Source organism: Formosa sp. S-31 (assembly GCF_051172795.1).
GTDB lineage: Bacteria > Bacteroidota > Bacteroidia > Flavobacteriales > Flavobacteriaceae > Formosa.
In genome coordinates, this window is record NZ_JAENDK010000008.1 from 318,157 (window position 1) to 336,480 (window position 18,324).

The 18,324-nt window shown below is 35.8% G+C and carries 21 protein-coding genes; 11 read left to right on the forward strand and 10 right to left on the reverse strand.

What is annotated here, in order from left to right; genetic code table 11:
* The first annotated feature begins 65 nt into the window (after positions 1–65).
* A complete protein-coding gene (locus I3217_RS10980) occupies positions 66–2,840 on the forward strand; it encodes a T9SS type B sorting domain-containing protein (RefSeq protein ID WP_435049803.1) in 2,775 nt (924 codons plus the stop codon).
* Between the two features lie 2 nt (positions 2,841–2,842).
* Here I3217_RS10980 and I3217_RS10985 read toward each other — a convergent pair whose 3' ends face one another.
* Complete coding sequence (locus I3217_RS10985; protein WP_435049804.1) at positions 2,843–3,337, reverse strand: DUF6252 family protein; 495 nt, start codon at positions 3,335–3,337, stop codon at positions 2,843–2,845.
* 151 nt (positions 3,338–3,488) lie between these two features.
* Between I3217_RS10985 and I3217_RS10990 the strand changes: the two genes are divergently transcribed.
* From I3217_RS10990 to I3217_RS11015, 6 genes are all read left to right on the forward strand, one after another.
* Entirely contained in the window at positions 3,489–4,016 is a 528-nt protein-coding gene (locus I3217_RS10990; RefSeq protein WP_435049805.1) for a 30S ribosomal protein S16, read from the forward strand.
* 63 nt (positions 4,017–4,079) lie between these two features.
* Positions 4,080–4,604, forward strand: coding sequence for a ribosome maturation factor RimM (gene rimM, locus I3217_RS10995; RefSeq protein ID WP_435049806.1), 525 nt, complete (start codon positions 4,080–4,082; stop codon positions 4,602–4,604).
* Between the two features lie 39 nt (positions 4,605–4,643).
* Entirely contained in the window at positions 4,644–4,994 is a 351-nt protein-coding gene (locus I3217_RS11000; RefSeq protein ID WP_435049807.1) for a four helix bundle protein, read from the forward strand.
* A 35-nt stretch (positions 4,995–5,029) separates the two neighbouring features.
* Positions 5,030–5,743 carry a tRNA1(Val) (adenine(37)-N6)-methyltransferase gene (locus I3217_RS11005; RefSeq protein WP_435050306.1) on the forward strand — a complete coding sequence of 238 codons (714 nt, stop codon included), beginning with the start codon at positions 5,030–5,032 and terminating at the stop codon, positions 5,741–5,743.
* An 81-nt stretch (positions 5,744–5,824) separates the two neighbouring features.
* The gene (locus tag I3217_RS11010; protein WP_435049808.1) at positions 5,825–7,003 is read left to right on the forward strand and encodes an acyl-CoA dehydrogenase family protein; all 1,179 of its coding nucleotides are present in this window, start codon (positions 5,825–5,827) and stop codon (positions 7,001–7,003) included.
* Between the two features lie 85 nt (positions 7,004–7,088).
* Positions 7,089–7,988, forward strand: coding sequence for a serine/threonine protein phosphatase (locus tag I3217_RS11015; protein WP_435049809.1), 900 nt, complete (start codon positions 7,089–7,091; stop codon positions 7,986–7,988).
* Here the strand turns inward: I3217_RS11015 and I3217_RS11020 are convergent.
* From I3217_RS11020 to trmB, 7 genes are all read right to left on the reverse strand, one after another.
* Positions 7,985–8,317 (reverse strand): ferredoxin, encoded by a 333-nt coding sequence (locus tag I3217_RS11020; RefSeq protein ID WP_435049810.1) that lies wholly within the window; start codon positions 8,315–8,317, stop codon positions 7,985–7,987. The genes I3217_RS11015 and I3217_RS11020 overlap by 4 nt on opposite strands.
* A 6-nt stretch (positions 8,318–8,323) precedes the next feature.
* A complete protein-coding gene (locus tag I3217_RS11025; RefSeq protein ID WP_435049811.1) occupies positions 8,324–9,385 on the reverse strand; it encodes an NAD(P)/FAD-dependent oxidoreductase in 1,062 nt (353 codons plus the stop codon).
* A 34-nt stretch (positions 9,386–9,419) separates the two neighbouring features.
* Entirely contained in the window at positions 9,420–9,659 is a 240-nt protein-coding gene (locus tag I3217_RS11030) for a NifU family protein (protein ID WP_435049812.1), read from the reverse strand.
* A 48-nt stretch (positions 9,660–9,707) separates the two neighbouring features.
* Entirely contained in the window at positions 9,708–10,841 is a 1,134-nt protein-coding gene (locus I3217_RS11035) for an Mrp/NBP35 family ATP-binding protein (RefSeq protein WP_435049813.1), read from the reverse strand.
* 213 nt (positions 10,842–11,054) lie between these two features.
* Positions 11,055–11,387, reverse strand: a complete 333-nt coding sequence (locus I3217_RS11040) for an MGMT family protein (protein ID WP_435049814.1) — start codon at positions 11,385–11,387, stop codon at positions 11,055–11,057.
* Positions 11,387–11,977, reverse strand: coding sequence for a LysE family transporter (locus I3217_RS11045; RefSeq protein WP_435050307.1), 591 nt, complete (start codon positions 11,975–11,977; stop codon positions 11,387–11,389). Before I3217_RS11045 ends, I3217_RS11040 begins: the two co-directional genes overlap by 1 nt.
* A gap of 47 nt (positions 11,978–12,024) precedes the next feature.
* Entirely contained in the window at positions 12,025–12,699 is a 675-nt protein-coding gene (trmB, locus tag I3217_RS11050; RefSeq protein WP_435049815.1) for a tRNA (guanosine(46)-N7)-methyltransferase TrmB, read from the reverse strand.
* Between the two features lie 173 nt (positions 12,700–12,872).
* Between trmB and I3217_RS11055 the strand changes: the two genes are divergently transcribed.
* Entirely contained in the window at positions 12,873–13,919 is a 1,047-nt protein-coding gene (locus I3217_RS11055) for a glycosyltransferase (protein ID WP_435049816.1), read from the forward strand.
* Here I3217_RS11055 and I3217_RS11060 read toward each other — a convergent pair.
* Positions 13,902–14,945 carry a sensor histidine kinase gene (locus tag I3217_RS11060; protein WP_435049817.1) on the reverse strand — a complete coding sequence of 348 codons (1,044 nt, stop codon included), beginning with the start codon at positions 14,943–14,945 and terminating at the stop codon, positions 13,902–13,904. The genes I3217_RS11055 and I3217_RS11060 overlap by 18 nt on opposite strands.
* Positions 14,945–15,628, reverse strand: a complete 684-nt coding sequence (locus I3217_RS11065) for a response regulator transcription factor (RefSeq protein WP_435049818.1) — start codon at positions 15,626–15,628, stop codon at positions 14,945–14,947. Before I3217_RS11065 ends, I3217_RS11060 begins: the two co-directional genes overlap by 1 nt.
* A 197-nt stretch (positions 15,629–15,825) precedes the next feature.
* Here I3217_RS11065 and I3217_RS11070 point away from each other — a divergent pair, with 197 nt between their 5' ends.
* From I3217_RS11070 to I3217_RS11080, 3 genes are all read left to right on the forward strand, one after another.
* The gene (locus tag I3217_RS11070; RefSeq protein ID WP_435049819.1) at positions 15,826–16,158 is read left to right on the forward strand and encodes a T9SS type A sorting domain-containing protein; all 333 of its coding nucleotides are present in this window, start codon (positions 15,826–15,828) and stop codon (positions 16,156–16,158) included.
* Positions 16,159–16,256: 98 nt separating this feature from the next.
* The gene (locus tag I3217_RS11075; protein WP_435049820.1) at positions 16,257–17,117 is read left to right on the forward strand and encodes a T9SS type A sorting domain-containing protein; all 861 of its coding nucleotides are present in this window, start codon (positions 16,257–16,259) and stop codon (positions 17,115–17,117) included.
* A gap of 85 nt (positions 17,118–17,202) precedes the next feature.
* The gene (locus I3217_RS11080) at positions 17,203–18,183 is read left to right on the forward strand and encodes an acyl transferase (RefSeq protein ID WP_435049821.1); all 981 of its coding nucleotides are present in this window, start codon (positions 17,203–17,205) and stop codon (positions 18,181–18,183) included.
* Positions 18,184–18,324 lie beyond the last annotated feature (141 nt).

An 18,324-nucleotide genomic window follows, 5' to 3' on the forward strand; every position in this document is an offset into this window, starting at 1 on the left:
ACTATTTATCAATATTCATTACATTTAGAGCCGCTAAAAACGTATTCCTAACACCCCTTTTACTTTTGAAAAGCATTAAAATCATTTCCATTTTTATTATTTTTATTTACTCTTTAAACGTGTTCTCGCAAAAAGAATCTGCATTCTGGTTTTTTGGGGACCATGCCGGATTAAATTTTAATACAGAACCACCTACTCCTTTAACAAATGGTCAACTTAACACAAAAGAAGGATGCTCTGCTATCTCAGATGCTAATGGAAATCTATTATTTTATTCCGATGGTGTTAGGGTTTGGGACAGAAGGCATCAATTAATGCCTAATGGAAATGATTTATTAGGTCATATATCAAGTACCGAATCTGCCATTATAATACCAAGTGGCACGAATAGAAATATTTACTACATTTTTACTATTGATGTACCTAGCGAGGAAGCTAAACCATCTGAAACCCCATATTATGGTATTAATTATTCTAAGGTTGACATGAGTTTAAACAATGGTTATGGTGACATTGATGTTAACACAAAAAATATACACCTTGTTACCTATGAAGATAGCGATTCCATTCAGAAAAAATTTAAATCTTCTGAAAAGATTACAGCTGTAACAAATGCCAGTGGAGATGGAATTTGGGTTATAACCCAATTTGTAAATAAATTTTATGCCTTTTTAGTTGACTATAGTGGAGTTAATTTAACCCCAGTTATTTCTACCGTTCCGCAAACAGTACATCCTCGGCTATTCGATTTTGGTCCTAATCCTGGCACAAACCCAACTGCTATTGGATATATTAAAGTTTCTCCCAATGGTAAAAATATTGCTATAGCTCACAGTTCAACATCCTTGGGTAGCATAAGAAGTGGAACAAAAAAATCTGGAAAAGTATTGCTATATAATTTCAACAACGCTAATGGAAAAGTTTCAAACGAGAAACTATTACTAGATGGAGAATACCCTTATGGAGTAGAATTTTCCCCTAACTCTAAAGTATTATATATAACTTCTGCTATTTACGAAGTAGAAAATGACAGGGATATATTCAAAAAAGGATTACTTTATCAATACAATTTAGGAAGTTCAGACATTAAGAATTCTCAAACAACTATTAATTCATCTAATTTATCATCTGGCGCCTTACAATTAGCCATTAACGGTAAGATTTACAGAACGGGTTACGATAATAACATCAGCATTTCTAATCTATCTGTTATTAAAAGCCCTAATGAAATAGGTCCCGCATGCAATTACTCACATAAATCTGTATCCCTAAACAACAAAAACACTTATATTGGGTTACCACCTTTTGTCCAATCTATTTTTCTTTACACATTTGATTACAAATACACGTGTTTAGGTGATTTTACCGAATTTACAATCACTTCTGAAGACCCTTACGATTCTGCCATATGGGATTTCGGAGACGGGAGCACATCAACCAATACACCAACAACAACTCACCAATATACATCACCCGGAACTTATACTGTTAAATTAACTATGTCTATTAGCGGTATTTCTTATACCCCACTAATTAAACAAGTTACCATTTCCGACATTCCAGATGTTATTACAGGAACCTATAATTTAGAAACTTGTGACGCTTACGACGATGACCCCTCTGATGGTATAGCCTCATTTAATCTAAACGAGGCAACACCTAACCTCTTAACAAACACCTCTAATTTTTTAAATGCTAATTTTTATCATTCTGTCACAGAAGCCGAAAATGACACATTAAATATCAACTATTTAAACCCCATTTATAAAAACACCTCCCCAAACGAAATTGTAGTAGCTAAAGTTTCAGGAATAAACCAAGATTGTTATGCTTTAGTTCCCATAAAATTAACAGCAACCCCATCCACTAATCTAGACCGTTATACCTTAGAGGGCTGCGATATTGACCGCAATGGAGAAAGTAATTTCGATTTAAGTCTGATTAAAACGACTATTTTAAATGATTTAGGGGACCCTAATATATCAATATCTTTACACAATTCTCTTACTGATGCCGCTGTTGGATCTAATCCCCTGCCCGACTTTTATTCTACATCAGACAGTTCTATTTTTATACGAGCGCGAAAAAACAATCAATGCTTTGGGAGTGGTGTAATTGATTTAGTTTCCAAATCTTTTCCTGCAATTTCCGATCATGATATTACAATTTGCAAATCGGAATTCCCTGTAGCTATTGATTCCGGAATATCGTCTACACTATCTTCCCTCTATAACTATTCATGGAATACGTCTGACACTACGAATACAATAATGGTAACTCAGCCCGGTGTATACAACGTTACTATAACAGACCCTACCATTAATTGCAGTATCGAGGTTAAAGTCACTGTAAATGAAATTCAATTTCCCGAAATTGCAAATATTCTAATTAATGGTTCAAACATGGAAGTTAAAATGAACCACAACCCAGAGCACTATGAATTTTCAATTTCCGATTTATACTATAGTTTTTCAGGAAATCCTTACTTCACAAACCTTCCTCCAGGCAAACACACTTTACAAGTTAAAGATATACGCAACTGTAATATCATTTCTCAAGACTTTTCCATATTAAGTTTTCCAAAATATTTCACACCCAACAACGACGGTTATCATGATTACTGGAACGTACTTGGATTAGAATCTGTCACAAGCGACATTTCTACTACTACCATTATTTTCAACAGATTTGGTAAAATAATAAAACAATTCAAGCCTTTTGAATCTAATGGATGGGATGGCACTTTTAATGGAGAACAATTACCCGCAGATGATTATTGGTACTACATTAAAATTCCTAACGGAAAGGAATACAAAGGGCATTTCACTTTAAAACGTTAACCTTATTCATCTATCAGAGTAGAAACCTCATAGAATACGCCTTGGCTAAAATTCACGGCTTGTTCTCCTAAATTATCATAAGCTCTAAACCAGAACGAGCCACTCACATAACCCTGTAAACTATTAATTTCGTCGATTACAATTTCCCCTTCGGCAGGATATATTAAACTTTCATTTTCCTCGGTTTCAGGATCATCAACCGGGTTAAATGCTGTGGAATATTCGGTTTCTCCATCATTAAAATACGCTACAGTTGTACTTTCGACTCCTAAAGGATATACCCCTTCGTAAGGCACAAGGATTTTCAAAGTAATAGTTTCATTCTCTAAATACCCTTTAATGGTTAAAATATTAGTTCCTGTTATAGCTTCTCTGGATTCAGATTTCCACAACACGTCATCTTTTCGCGCCTCCAGAGCCGGATTATTAAACTCTAATTGATCGCCACAACCCACAAAAAAAACCACAACTAAAAAAAGGGATAACTTTAGCTTCATAACTCTAAATTTCAAACATATAACTAACTTCAAAAATATAACAAATTGATTACAACATTTCACCTAAATTAATACATTGAAAATTAAAATTTTATAGTATCTTTGCAGCCTCATTAATAACAGAGGTCGAGAACCTCATTAATTAATTATTATGCCTGTAAAAATTAGATTACAAAGACACGGTAAAAAAGGAAAACCTTTTTACTGGATTGTTGCTGCTGATGCAAGAGCAAAAAGAGATGGTAAATACTTAGAAAAATTAGGTATCTACAATCCAAACACTAACCCTGCAACTATCGACTTAAACGTTGATGGCGCTGTTACATGGTTACAAAATGGAGCACAACCAACAGATACTGCGAAAGCGATTTTATCTTACAAAGGTGCTTTATTAAAAAACCACTTAGCCGGAGGTGTTAAAAAAGGTGCTTTAACTGAAGAACAAGCAGAAGAAAAATTCAACGCTTGGGTAGAAGAAAAAGCAAACAAAGTTGCATCTAAAACAGATGGTTTAGCAAAAGCACAAGCTGATGCTAAAGCTAAAGCTCTAGAAGCTGAAAAAGCTGTAAACGATGCAAGAGCTGCTGCTGCCGCTGAGGCTGAAGCAGAGGCTAAAGCTGCTGAAGAAGCTGCAAACGCAGAAGCTACAGCAGAAGAAACTTCTAACGAAGAAGAATAAAAATTTATTTTTTTATACTTTTAAACCTGACACTTGTTGTCAGGTTTTTTTATTTAAAATATCATGAAAAAAGACGACTGTTTCTTTCTTGGAAAGATTATTAAAAAATATAGTTTTAAAGGCGAACTCTTAGTAAAACTGGATACCGACGAACCTGAATTATTTGAAGATTTAGACTCTGTATTTGTAGATTTAAGAAATAACTTAGTGCCGTTTTTTATCGAATCGTCACAACTACACAAATCGGAATTATTACGCATTAAATTTGAAGATGTAGATTCTGAAGCTGATGCTGAAGCCTTATTAAAATCAGATCTGTATTTGCCATTAGAATTCCTTCCAAAATTAGAAGGCAATAAATTCTATTTTCATGAAATTATAGGGTTCACTGTAGAAGACCTTAATTACGGTACTGTGGGTATTGTAAAATCCGTTAACGATTCCACGGCTCAGGCTCTTTTTGAAATCGACAGAGACGGTATAGAAATATTAATCCCGATGAATGACGAATTTATTTCTAAGGTAGACAAACCCAATAAGACCATTTATGTTGAAACCCCTGAAGGGTTAATAGATTTATATTTATAATTAAATTACAACTGATCAAATTCCAAAAATCAACAAAAAATGTCTAATCAAAAAGTATACGATTTAGAGCAAAGAACATATTTATTTGCTAAAAATTGTAGACTCGTTGTTCATAGTCTAAACAAAACAATCTCAAACTCAGAAGACGGAAAACAGCTTATCAGATCATCAGGGTCCATTGCTGCAAATTATATTGAAGCGAATGAAAAGCTGGGTGAAAAGGATTTTTTATTCAGACTTAAAATTGCTCGAAAAGAGGCTAAAGAATCTATACTGTGGTTAAAACTTTTGAAAGATTTTAATTCTCATTCAGAAACCGATCTAAACACACTTTTAAACGAGGCAGACGAATTAAAAAAAATACTTTCTGCCATTATTAATAAATCCTAATCCTTTTGGAGTTTGGAATTTAAATTTTGAAATTTATTTTGAAACCATTCCAGTTTAAACAATTTACTGTAAATCAGGACCGCTGCGCCATGAAAATTGGAACCGATGCCGTGCTTCTAGGCGCCTGGAGTAAAATAAACCAGCAACCATTTTCTATTCTTGACATCGGAGCCGGTACTGGTGTTATAGCCTTAATGCTGGCCCAACGTAGCCACGCAGAATTAATAGATGCCATTGAAATCGATGACGAGGCTTACGAACAGTGTGTAGATAATTTTGAAAATTCGCCATGGGGAGACCGCTTGTTCTGTTACCATGCTTCTTTAGAAGAGTTTGTGGAAGAAATCGAAGACAAATACGACCTTATCGTTTCTAATCCCCCGTTTTATTCTGAAGATTATAAAACAGGAAGCACTCAGCGCGATTTAGCCCGATTTTCAGACGCCTTACCGTTTGATCATTTAATTAAAAGCGCATCACAATTATTGGCAGAAGATGGAAAACTCTGTCTCATCATTCCATTTAAAGAAGAAGAACAGGTAAAGCAGTTAGCTAATAATGCCGGACTATTTGCCAACGAAATACTTCATATAAAAGGAAATCCTGAAACTGAAATTAAAAGAAGTTTAATAGCATTTTCATTTCAAAATACAGCAGTAAACACCTCTGAACTTATTATTGAAAACGGACGCCATAATTACACTCCCGATTACATCAATCTTACAAAAGATTTCTATATAAAAATGTAAGCTTTAAAACTGTATTCGTTAAATTTGAGAGATTAAATTGAAGATTTCACAATAAACCTCAACTTTTAATTTCACTATGTAATGAAACCAGATCTATTTCAAGCTCCAGATTACTACAATTTAGACGATCTTTTATCCGAAGAACACAAACTGGTTAGAGATGCAGCACGAGAATGGGTTAAACGTGCCATTTCTCCTATTATAGAAGACTATGCCCAAAAGGCAGAATTTCCATCCCAAATTATTAGCGGACTAGCAGAAATTGGAGCGTTTGGACCTTATATTCCCGAAGAATATGGTGGAGCAGGACTAGATCAGATTTCCTACGGACTAATTATGCAGGAGATAGAACGAGGCGATTCAGGAGTGCGCAGTACCGCATCTGTACAATCCTCTCTGGTTATGTATCCAATCTGGAAATACGGCAATGAAGTCCAACGCCAAAAATACCTTCCAAAATTAGCCAGTGGGGAATGGATGGGTTGCTTCGGGCTTACTGAACCTGACCACGGATCAAACCCGGGAGGCATGGCAACCAACTTTAAAGATATAGGTGACCATTATCTTTTAAACGGGTCAAAAATGTGGATTTCTAATGCGCCTTTTGCACAGGTAGCCGTAGTATGGGCCAAAAACGAAGAAGGCCGAATTCACGGATTACTGGTAGAACGCGGCATGGAAGGTTTTTCAACCCCTGAAACTCATAATAAATGGTCACTTAGAGCATCGGCTACAGGTGAGCTTATTTTTGATAACGTTAAAGTCCCAAAAGAAAATCTGCTACCTAATAAATCCGGATTAGGAGCTCCATTAGGTTGCCTTGACTCTGCCCGTTACGGTATCGCCTGGGGAGCTATTGGTGCGGCCATGGATTGTTACGATACCGCTTTACGCTATAGTAAAGAACGTATGCAGTTTGGCAAACCCATTGGGCAATTTCAATTACAGCAAAAGAAACTGGCCGAAATGATTACAGAAATAACCAAAGCCCAGCTATTAACCTGGCGACTTGGTGTGTTACGGAATGAAAACAGAGCCACTTCTGCACAAATTTCTATGGCTAAACGTAATAATGTAGATATGGCTATAAATATTGCCCGCGAAGCCAGACAAATTCTTGGAGGCATGGGCATTACTGGCGAATACAGTATTATGCGGCACAGTATGAATCTGGAAAGTGTTATTACTTACGAAGGCACACACGACATCCATTTATTAATTACCGGACTAGACATTACCGGACTTAATGCTTTTAAATAATTTTTGAAGTGCATAATAAACTTCGCACCTTTAAAGGTCTTTCTATTTGACTTTTAAAGGTGTTTTTTTTATGTACATTTATACTATGTTTGTATCACGAAAAAGACTGGATAAAGCTTACAAAACTGCCAAGCGCATTTCGTTTGACAGCACATCAAAATTTATATTCTTCAGCGATTGTCACCGTGGCGACAATAGTTTTGCCGATGATTTTGCTAACAACAGAAACCTATATTACCACGCCCTGAAATATTACTGCAAGCACGATTTTCACTATTGCGAATTGGGAGATGGCAACGAATTATGGGAAAACCTGACTTTTAAAACTGTTTTTGAAGCCCATAAAAATGTTTATCTGCTAATAAAACAATTTCACGACAAACAAAAATTAGATCTTATCTGGGGGAATCACGATATGGTTTGCAGAAATCCTGGTTATGTTAAGCGTAATTTTTATACCTATTTTGAACCTACTACAGGATTAAACAATCCTTTATTTCCGGATATAAAATTTCATGAAGGCATTGTACTTCAAAATAAAGATACGGCTCAGGAAATTTTCTTAACTCACGGACATCAGGCAGATTCCTGGAATTATACGTTTTGGAAACTCAGCCGATTTATGGTTAGAATTCTCTGGAAACCATTAAATGTTATGGGCATTTCAGATCCCACGAGTCCAGCCAAGAATTATACGGAAACGATCAGAATTGAACGCAGAATTAAAACCTGGATTAAGGAAAACAACAACCTTATTACCATTGTTGGTCACACCCATCGTCCCAGATTTCCGGAACCCGGACACGTCGCTTTTTTTAACGATGGTAGTTGTGTACACCCGCACACCATTACAGGGCTAGAAATTGAAAACGGGCAAATATCTTTAATAAAATGGGATACAGCCACCACTGACGATGGCTATATCCGTATTGTTAGGTCGGTTTTAGAAGGACCGAAAAACCTTGAAGATTATAAAACCGATTAACTTTCTGGAGCAAGTTCTATTTCCAGCCCTTCAAGTTCAGGAGTAATAGCTATCTGACACCCAAGACGGCTGTTCTCTTTCACATAAAATGCCTCAGCTAACATAGCATCCTCGTCATCCTGCATTTCCGGTAATTCATGATCGGATAAAATATAACACTGACAAGATGCACACATAGCCATACCACCACAAACGCCTATAGTTCCCTCCGGAGCTAACTCGTAAGAGCGTACAACTTCCATTAAATTCATTGCCATATCGGTTGGCGCTACAATGTCGTGAGCAACACCTTCTCTATCTATTATTTTTATATTAACATCCTGTTCCATGTTGGTTTATTCTATTGATTTAATAACTGCTTTTGGTGATTCTTTTCGTGTGCCATCAAAACCATCGATACCACTTACGGTAGTATATTTAAGCACATATTTTTTTCCCGGATTGATAATCTGATACGCCGCCTGACACATTAAGGTTGCTTCATGAAAACCACATAAAATCAACTTTAATTTCCCCGGATATGTATTTACATCTCCTATAGCGAATACCCCAGGAATATTGGTTTGATAATCCAGTGCATTATTCACTTTAATAGCATTTTTTTCTATTTCAAGCCCCCAGTTTCCAATAGGCCCCAATTTTGGAGATAACCCAAATAAAGGAATAAAGTGATCTGTTTCTATTACAAATTCCTTTTCTATGTGATTGGATTGCGCTACAACCACACCTTCTACTTTATGATCTCCAACGATATTAATAACTTCTGCCGGAGTCACTAAATTAATCTTGCCTTTGGATTTTAATTCCTGCACTTTTTCAACAGAATCCAAGGCGCCACGGAATTCATTTCTTCTGTGAATTAAAGTCACTTCTGAAGCAACATCTGCAAGAAAAATACTCCAGTCTAAAGCCGAATCTCCTCCACCAGAAATTACAACACGCTTATCGCGATACATTTCTGGATCTTTTATAAAGTATTCTACCCCTTTATCTTCAAACGAGGAAATATTACTGATTAATGGTTTTCTAGGCTCAAAGCTGCCCAGCCCTCCTGCAATTGCAACTACAGGAGCATGATGTTTAGTCCCTTTATTAGTTGTAACTATAAAAGTACCATCTTCCTGTTTCTCCAAAGTTTCTGCACGTTCTCCTAAAGTAAATCCAGGTTCGAACTGCTTACACTGCTCCATTAAATTTTTAGTCAGATCGCCGGCTAAAACTTCCGGAAAACCCGGAATATCGTAAATGGGTTTCTTTGGATATATTTCTGAACACTGTCCCCCAATTTGAGGCAGTGCATCTATTAAGTGACATTTTAATTTTAAAAGTCCAGCTTCAAATACAGTAAATAAGCCTGTTGGACCTGCTCCTATAATCAGGATATCTGTTTTAATCATGTATACGTTAACTTTTAAGAAGTAAAGAAACTTCTTATTCTACATTAATAACTTGCTCTATTTGCGGAGCATATTTTTTAATGGTCATTTCTACCCCCGACTTTAACGTCATTTGATTTACGCTACAACCAACACATGCACCTTCTAACTGCACACGTACTAATTTATCATCTTCTATAGAAATAAGAGAAATATTACCACCATCGCTTTCTAAAAAAGGACGTATTTCTTCTAAGGCTTTCTCTACATTTAATTTTAATTCTTCACTAGTCATAACTATAGTATTGAGGCTTTATTGCAACTGAACTAATGCAACCTTAAGCTATTTTTTAACGGCTGAACACCCAGCCATGGTTGTAATTTTAATGGCTTCGGTTGGTGGTAAATTGTCATTTCTTCTAACAACTTCTGTAACCACAGCCTGTGTAAGGGTTTCAAATGATTTTTCCAGAGGCGTTGCTGTTTGTAATGCTGCAGGTCTTCCTACATCACCAGCTTCTCTGATGCTTTGTACTATAGGCAATTCTCCTAAGAACGGCACATCTAAATCTTCTGCTAAATTTTTAGCACCTTCTCTACCAAAAATATAATATTTATTGTCAGGCAATTCATCAGGAGTAAAATACGCCATGTTTTCTATTAAACCTAATACCGGTACATTAATGCTGTCCTGTTGAAACATAGCGACACCTTTTTTAGCATCGGCTAAAGCGACATTTTGCGGTGTACTAACCACCACTGCTCCTGTTATAGGTAAAGACTGCATTATGCTTAAATGAATATCTCCTGTTCCGGGAGGCAAATCGATTAATAAGAAATCCAGTTCTCCCCAATGGGCATCAAAAATCATCTGATTTAAAGCCTTGGCAGCCATTGGTCCTCTCCAGACCACAGCTTGATCAGGTTTCGTAAAAAACCCGATAGAAAGTACTTTTACGCCATAATTTTCAACAGGTTTCATTTTAGATTTCCCATCAACATTTACAGCTAAGGGTCTTTCATTCTCTACATCGAACATAATTGGCACAGATGGACCATAAATATCGGCGTCTAAAACACCAACTTTAAATCCCATTTTAGCCAGAGTAACCGCAAGATTCGAAGTTACTGTAGATTTCCCTACCCCTCCTTTACCAGAAGCGACGGCAATAATATTCTGTATGCCCGGAATTGGCTTTCCTTTTATTTCATTCTTTGGTGTTACCGGAGCATCAACCTTTACATTAACTTTTATTTTAGCCTTAGCATAGACTAAATCGTGAATGGTTTTTAATATATCGACCTCGGTCTTCTTTTTTGCCTGTAAACTAGGATTAGCAATGGTAATATCTACCACCACTTCATCACCAAACACAACTACATTTTTAACTGCACCACTCTCAACCATATTTTGTCCTTCACCAGGAACGGAAATTGTTTGCAATGCCTTTAAAACATCTTCTTTTTGTATCTTCATTATCTTTTCATGATTTATGACGAGCTCTGGCAATACCAAAATAAGGCTTTAAAAATAAGCCTCTTATAAGGTCGTCAAAAATTTATTATTTAGATTAATTCTAATACGCAAATATAGTGTGAATAGTTTAGAAATTGAAGCACTAATATTGAAATGATGCTCCCTGAGCAAGGGAACACAGATAATCTGGAAGAATTTAAATTATCTTTAACACTAAAGCGCTTCTGAAGGGTTCCAGAACACCTCTGAAAACTTCTGAACCTGATTATTTTCGACCGCTACTCCTTCACTTTCCAAAAGCTGCTGCATCAGGTTTGTACCATCAAAATGAAATTTCCCGGTAAGCAAGCCATTTCTGTTTACAACGCGATGGGCTGGTATATCCTCCATATTATGAGAAGCATTCATAGCATACCCTACAATGCGAGCACTTCTAGGAGCTCCTAAAGCCTTTGCTATCGCACCGTAGCTGGTTACCCTGCCATAAGGGATCTGCCTTACCAAAGCATACACTTTATCGAAAAACTGCAGGGTCTCAGGCTTCATTACATTTCTTTTATAACATGAATTAAAGTTACAAATGCCACTATAGCCGTAATGGAACCGATAATCCGATTCATATTTTTCTGAGATGTAAATGTTTTCCCCTGAATCTTATCAAAAAAGAACATATACACATAAAGCATAACAAAAGAACCTGTTGCAGAACCAAATACATAAGCAATAATATCTGACTGCTCGAAAGTTAACCAGCCAAAAGACGCCAGAGTTACACTCATATACGCCTGAAACGGAATCGGGAACATATTAAGTGCCGACATGAGCATACCCTGAAAAAAGCGACTCTTTTTGCTTCGAACTTCCGGAGCTTTTCTATTGGTGACGTCTCCATCGCCCTTCGCGACAAAAAAGAAATAAATTGAAATAAGAATAAAAATAACCAAAGCAACACGCTGCAATACATCTACCACATCGGGATGTTTGGTTAAATATCGGGCAAAAATTACCGCGATAAATGTTTGAATTAAAACAACCACACAGGCCCCTATAGAAAATACGATACCTCGGGTATGCCCTTCTTTCAGGCTAATTTTTGCGGCAGTCATATTTAACAACCCGGGAGGGATTACCCCCACAAGAGCAATTATTAAACCTAAAAAAAAGACCAGCGTAATCCCCAAACTTATTTTATTTTAAAACGAATAAAGGTTATCGCTTTACCTATTTCAAGATACTGAGACTCGTAAAATGTCTGTATTTCGGTAACTTCTTCAGGGCTACCTTCCTGCTTGTACACGTTATGGTTAGCATACAACACCTCATGCCCCTCGCCATGCAGTAAGCCTAAGGTATAACCATGCATAAATTCACTATCGGTTTTTAGATTTACAACGCCGTCCGGTTTCAACACATTTTTATAACGCTTTAAAAACTCAGTATTAGTCATTCTGTGTTTTGTTCGCTTGTATTTAATCTGAGGATCCGGAAAAGTAATCCAGATTTCGTCGACTTCGCCTTTGGCAAAAGCGTATTCTATTAATTCAATTTGGGTACGTAAAAAAGCAACATTAGAAATTCCTTCTTCTACAGCAGTTTTAGCACCGCGCCAGAATCTGGCACCTTTAATATCAATCCCTATAAAATTTTTGTCAGGAAACTTTTTAGCCAATCCTACAGAATATTCACCTTTACCACATCCCAGTTCCAATACCAGCGGATTGTTATTTTTAAACACTTTTTCGTTCCAATGGCCTTTTAAATCATAGGTTTCATTTACCAGATTATCTCTGCTTGGCTGAAACACATTTCCAAAAGATTCGTTTTCTCTAAATCGCTTAAGTTTATTTTTGCTTCCCACACTATTGAATTTACACTTAAAATGACTGCAAAAATACGGCACACCAAGGCTACTTTACAATTATTTTGCCTTTTGTTTTAAAAATTAATGATTTAAAGTTCATTTTATAATGTTTAATTTAAACAGGAATAAATCTTAATTAGGATATTTATTCTTTAATTGATAGATATTAAATGAATAAAAGAATTCTTGTTGCGCCTTTAAACTGGGGACTTGGTCATGCCACCAGATGCATTCCTATAATCAACCACTTACTTTTAAATAATTATACACCTGTAATTGCCAGCGATGGTGTTGCCCTGGCACTTTTACAAAAAGAATTCCCTAATGTGGAATCCACTGAACTTCCATCTTACAATATTAAGTACGCTAAAAAAGGCCAGTATTTTAAACTAAAACTATTAAAGGACTCTCCTAAACTGGTAAACGCCATTAAAGCAGAAAAAAAAGCAACTAAACGCATTATAGAATCTCATAACATTGACGGAATCATTTCAGATAACCGCTTAGGTGTTCACAGCAAAAAAATCCCCTCGGTATTTATTACACATCAACTGCAGGTTTTAAGTGGTTCGACTACCTGGTTGAGCACAAAAATGCATCAACGTATCATTAAAAAATTTAATGAATGCTGGGTACCCGATGTTGCCGATGAACCAAACTTAAGTGGAAAACTGGGACATATAAAAGATATTGAAATCCCTATAAAACATATCGGTGCTTTAAGTCGATTCAATGCAAATAAAACCGAAAGCAAATACGACATTATGATTCTGCTTTCCGGACCAGAACCTCAGCGCACACTTTTAGAAGTTAAACTGATGCAGGCTTTTAAAACAGACAACAGGAGTATTTTATTTGTAAAAGGCATTATTGAAACCGAACAAACCGTTACACGACAAAATGGTATGACCATATATAATTTTATGACCGGACAGGAATTAGAAGCTGCTATAAATGCCAGTGAGCTCGTTCTTTCGCGTTCCGGATATACTACAGTAATGGATTTATCTATTTTAGGTAAGAAAGCATTTTTCATCCCTACTCCAGGCCAGTTTGAGCAGGAATATTTAGCAGAACGGCTACAGGATTTAAAGCTGATACCGTTCTGTAAACAAAATGATTTTAAATTGGAAATGCTAAACCGTGTTTCAGAATTTGAAGGTTTACACGGCTTTAAAAACGAGACAGATTTTAAGACCTTATTTCACCTTTTCTAAAGTGAAGGAAAATTCACTACCGACACCAAAATCACTTTCAACATATATTTTCTCGTCATGCGCCTCGATAATATGCTTTACGATGGAAAGTCCTAACCCGGAGCCTCCTTCTTTACGGGACCCACTTTTATCTACACGATAAAAACGCTCGAATAATCTAGGAATGTGACTTTCCTGAATACCTTCCCCGTTATCTGTAACCCGAACAATTACCTTATTTTTTATAAGATTTTCTATACTAACCTCGGTCGTTCCTTTGTCATGACCGTATTTAATGGAATTTACTACCAGATTATTTAACACCTGCTGGATACGTTCTTTATCAGCTCTAACCAGTATAGGTTCGTTATAATCGCGATCGAAAGTTAAGGTGATGCGTTTTTTAGCAGCTTTCATTTCGAACATTTCAAATACACTCGAAATTAGCTCTACGATATCAAACTCTTCATATTGTAAACTCAAATCACCAACCTCTAACTTGGTAATCATATCCAGATCATTCACAATATAAATCAAACGCTCTACCCCTTTACTTGCCCGATCCAGATATTTCTCTCGTATATTCTTATCATTTATCGCTCCATCCAATAAGGTTAAAATATACCCCTGAACAGTAAATAGCGGCGTTTTTAATTCGTGAGATACATTACCCAAAAACTCCTTTCGGTATTCTTCTCTCACCTTTAAAGACTCAATCTCAATCTTCTTCCCTCTGGCGTACTTATCAATTTCTTCAGTAAGGGTAGCCATATCTGTAGTAATCTGCTTTTTACGCAAACTGGTAGATTCCAGTAAAGTTAAATCATCGTAAATCTGTTTAACCCTGCGATAGATAAAGCGCTCTACCCGATATTGAATAATCCCGAACGAAACACTGTAACAAACAGCAGCAAACAGCAATAAAGGAATTAATTTAATAGTGTAGAATACAAATAAAAAAACACTCAAAAAGAGCGTTAATATTAACGTAATATACAGTGAGGTCCTTAAGGCAAACTTGTATGTTTTTTTTACTTTTTCCGGCATTAATCTACAAACTTATACCCCACTCCTTTTACGGTTTTAAAACAATCGTCTCCAATTTTTTCGCGTAATTTTCTTATATGCACATCTATTGTACGACCACCAACTACAACCTCGTTACCCCAGACTTTGTCGAGAATTTCTTCGCGCTTAAATACCTTACCAGGCTTAGAAGCCAGTAATGACAATAATTCAAATTCCTTTCTTGGCAATACAATTTCCTCGTCTTTTAAGATGATTTTATATTCATCTCTGTTTATGGTTAAAGACCCAATTTCTACTACAGACTCGTTAGAAACTTCTTCCTTAACACGACGCAACAAAGCCTTTACTTTACTTACCAGAACTTTTGGCTTAATTGGTTTAGTAATATAATCGTCGGCACCAGCATCAAATCCGGCCACCTGAGAATAGTCTTCTCCTCTGGCTGTTAAAAAGGTAATAATAGTATCTTTTAATTCAGGAATATTACGGATTTGTTCACAAGCTTCGATACCATCCATTTCCGGCATCATTACATCCAGAATAATTAATTGCGGGTGTTCTTTTCTGGCTTTTTTCACAGCTTCAATTCCATTTTCAGCAGTTATAACATCGTAACCTTCAGCACTTAAATTATAACCTACAATTTCTAAAATATCCGGTTCATCATCAACCAACAAAATTTTAATATCTTTTTTTCCCATTTTAAAATTTAAGAATTTATATTCCGACGCCAAATATAAAATTAATAACAATCAGTTATTAAAAACAAATTATTAATAACAATAACGTAACCTGAATCTTACACTAAGATAATTTAAATCGAGGAAAAGATCTATTTATCAAAAATTGGAATAGATTTTGAACAGAAATTACTACCTTTAAACCAATATTACCGTATATGAAAAAAAACTACTTACTTACTTTTATTAGTTTTTCTTTGTTTTTTATCTTGACTTGCACGACTCAGGCGCAAAGTCTTGACAAAAATTTAAACCCGTCTCAGGAAGAACTTTATATTTACCCAAATCCGGTAAGTAATGGAAAAATATATATTGTTACCAAGCTCAATTTAACAAAAGAAATTGAGATTTTTAATGTTCTTGGCAAGTCTATTTACAGAACCACTTTATTTGGTAAAGAACTAAATGTATCTAAACTTACTTCTGGCATATATATTATTAAAATCAAAGAAGACAATTTTTCCTATACTCGTAAACTGGTAGTACAATAACGCAATTTTTATTAAGTTATTGTAAACAAAAACAATCGAACTTCACGTAGCGTTTTTAAATCCTATATTTGTTTTAATTAATCAATAAAAAAACAAATATGAAAAAACTTTACGCTACACTTTTATTTGGATTAACAGTTAATTTTACTTGGGCACAATCGCCGCTTATTACTACTATTGTAGATGGTGATTGTACCGGAGGAAGCCCTAAATTCGTTGAAATATACGCCAAAGGGCAGGTCGACTTCGCAAAATACGCCCTGGAAAAACAATCAAACGACAATACTGAATGGAGTAATTTACAGGACCTTTCTGCTTTAGGCGAATTAACAGACACATTTGCATATATTGTAAAAGAATCTGATGTTGATCTTTTTAAAGCTGAATTTCCATCGGCTGCATCGGCCACAATTTTAACCAGTTCAGTAGTCGATAATAACGGAGACGACCGTATAAGACTTATCGAATCCGCATCAGGCACTGTAATAGACCAATACGGAGAAACCGACAAAGACGGAACCGGGGAGACCTGGGAATACACCGATTCTTATGCCAAACGAAACAGTGGAACAACTGCAAACGGCGGAACTTTCACGACAGAAGACTGGACTATTGGAGCTGCTAAAGCATTAGACGGAAAAGGACTTTGCCAAAGCAGCGACAGCTTTGAAACCGTCATGTCTGGAATAGGAGATTACAATGCAACTTTAAACCTTAACGATTTAAACTCCGGAAACTTCAGTATATACCCGAATCCGGTAACTAATGGACGGGTTCGTATCTCCAGTAAAAATAACGGAGCATTAAACATTCATATCTACGATATTCTTGGTAAGCAGGTTTTACAAAAGACATTACAAAAACAGGAATTAAATGTTTCTAATCTGAAAAGCGGATTGTATGTTATTAAAATCACACAAAACAATTTCAGTTCCACAAAAAAACTGATAATAAAATAATAAGATCTTAGTAATTTTAAAACGCTGCCATGAGGTGGCGTTTTTTTATTTTATTTACTTTTGCTACCTATTTTTAAATGAAATTATGATTGATACTCAAGCCATTTTCAACATTAAAACCGAAACTGATTTTAATACACAGGCCTTAAAAGTATTTCAATTTCAATTTAAACACAATCGGGTTTACCGTTCTTTCTGCGATTTACTGTATAAACACCCAGGCGATATTTCACATTATAAAGACATTCCGTTTTTACCAATAGAATTTTTCAAATCCAGGGAAATATTAAGTTCAGACGATAAAATTCAGCAAATATTTTCCAGTAGTGGAACTACCGGAAGCATTACCAGCAAGCATTATGTAACCGATATCTCGGTTTACGAATCCAGTTTCAGAACAGGTTTCGAACTGGCCTATGGTAATATTAAAAACTATGTTGTTTTAGCCTTATTACCCTCGTATCTGGAGCGTGATGGCTCCTCTTTAATTTACATGGTAAATGATATGATTGCGGAATCGAACCAGCCAGAAAGCGGATTCTACTTAAACAACCTTTCCGAATTAACGCATACGTTAACTCAGCTGGATAAAGCCGATAAAAAAATTCTTTTAATTGGAGTTTCCTTCGCACTATTAGATTTGGTTGAGCAGCATAAATTTCAACTCAAAAACACCATAGTTATGGAGACCGGCGGTATGAAAGGCCGTCGTAAAGAATTAATCCGTGAAGAATTGCATTCTATTCTTAAAAAAGGCTTTGGTGTTAAGCAGATTCACAGCGAATATGGCATGACTGAATTATTAAGTCAGGGCTATTCTAAAGGCAATGGCATTTTTGATTGCCCGCCATGGATGAAAATTTTAACACGCGACCCGGAAGATGCACTCACCATACAAAACACCGGAAAAACAGGTGGGATAAATGTTATCGATCTTGCCAATATTAACTCCTGTGCTTTTATAGCCACTCAGGACTTAGGCAGAGTTAAACAAGACCACACTTTTGAGATTATAGGACGATTCGATAATTCTGATATTCGTGGCTGTAATCTTATGGCTTTATAACGTATTTACAGACATAAAACTTTAACAAAACCTTGACAAAAAGAACTGAAAGATAAGCGCTTATATAGCGACTATTTTGATACTTCCAATCTTTGAAGTTTCATCAAAGAAAGGTTAGTTTTTAATGGTTAGTTGGTTTTT

Bases quoted from the DNA above. Each gene is read 5' to 3' on its own strand.
- I3217_RS10985 (WP_435049804.1), bottom strand. From the start codon at position 3,337: ATGAAGCTAAAGTTATCCCTTTTTTTAGTTGTGGTTTTTTTTGTGGGT.
- I3217_RS10990 (WP_435049805.1), top strand. From the start codon at position 3,489: ATGCCTGTAAAAATTAGATTACAAAGACACGGTAAAAAAGGAAAACCT.
- rimM (WP_435049806.1), top strand. From the start codon at position 4,080: ATGAAAAAAGACGACTGTTTCTTTCTTGGAAAGATTATTAAAAAATAT.
- I3217_RS11000 (WP_435049807.1), top strand. From the start codon at position 4,644: ATGTCTAATCAAAAAGTATACGATTTAGAGCAAAGAACATATTTATTT.
- I3217_RS11010 (WP_435049808.1), top strand. From the start codon at position 5,825: ATGAAACCAGATCTATTTCAAGCTCCAGATTACTACAATTTAGACGAT.
- I3217_RS11015 (WP_435049809.1), top strand. From the start codon at position 7,089: ATGTTTGTATCACGAAAAAGACTGGATAAAGCTTACAAAACTGCCAAG.
- I3217_RS11020 (WP_435049810.1), bottom strand. From the start codon at position 8,317: ATGGAACAGGATGTTAATATAAAAATAATAGATAGAGAAGGTGTTGCT.
- I3217_RS11025 (WP_435049811.1), bottom strand. From the start codon at position 9,385: ATGATTAAAACAGATATCCTGATTATAGGAGCAGGTCCAACAGGCTTA.
- I3217_RS11030 (WP_435049812.1), bottom strand. From the start codon at position 9,659: ATGACTAGTGAAGAATTAAAATTAAATGTAGAGAAAGCCTTAGAAGAA.
- I3217_RS11035 (WP_435049813.1), bottom strand. From the start codon at position 10,841: ATGAAGATACAAAAAGAAGATGTTTTAAAGGCATTGCAAACAATTTCC.
- I3217_RS11040 (WP_435049814.1), bottom strand. From the start codon at position 11,387: ATGAAGCCTGAGACCCTGCAGTTTTTCGATAAAGTGTATGCTTTGGTA.
- I3217_RS11055 (WP_435049816.1), top strand. From the start codon at position 12,873: ATGAATAAAAGAATTCTTGTTGCGCCTTTAAACTGGGGACTTGGTCAT.
- I3217_RS11060 (WP_435049817.1), bottom strand. From the start codon at position 14,945: ATGCCGGAAAAAGTAAAAAAAACATACAAGTTTGCCTTAAGGACCTCA.
- I3217_RS11065 (WP_435049818.1), bottom strand. From the start codon at position 15,628: ATGGGAAAAAAAGATATTAAAATTTTGTTGGTTGATGATGAACCGGAT.
- I3217_RS11070 (WP_435049819.1), top strand. From the start codon at position 15,826: ATGAAAAAAAACTACTTACTTACTTTTATTAGTTTTTCTTTGTTTTTT.
- I3217_RS11075 (WP_435049820.1), top strand. From the start codon at position 16,257: ATGAAAAAACTTTACGCTACACTTTTATTTGGATTAACAGTTAATTTT.
- I3217_RS11080 (WP_435049821.1), top strand. From the start codon at position 17,203: ATGATTGATACTCAAGCCATTTTCAACATTAAAACCGAAACTGATTTT.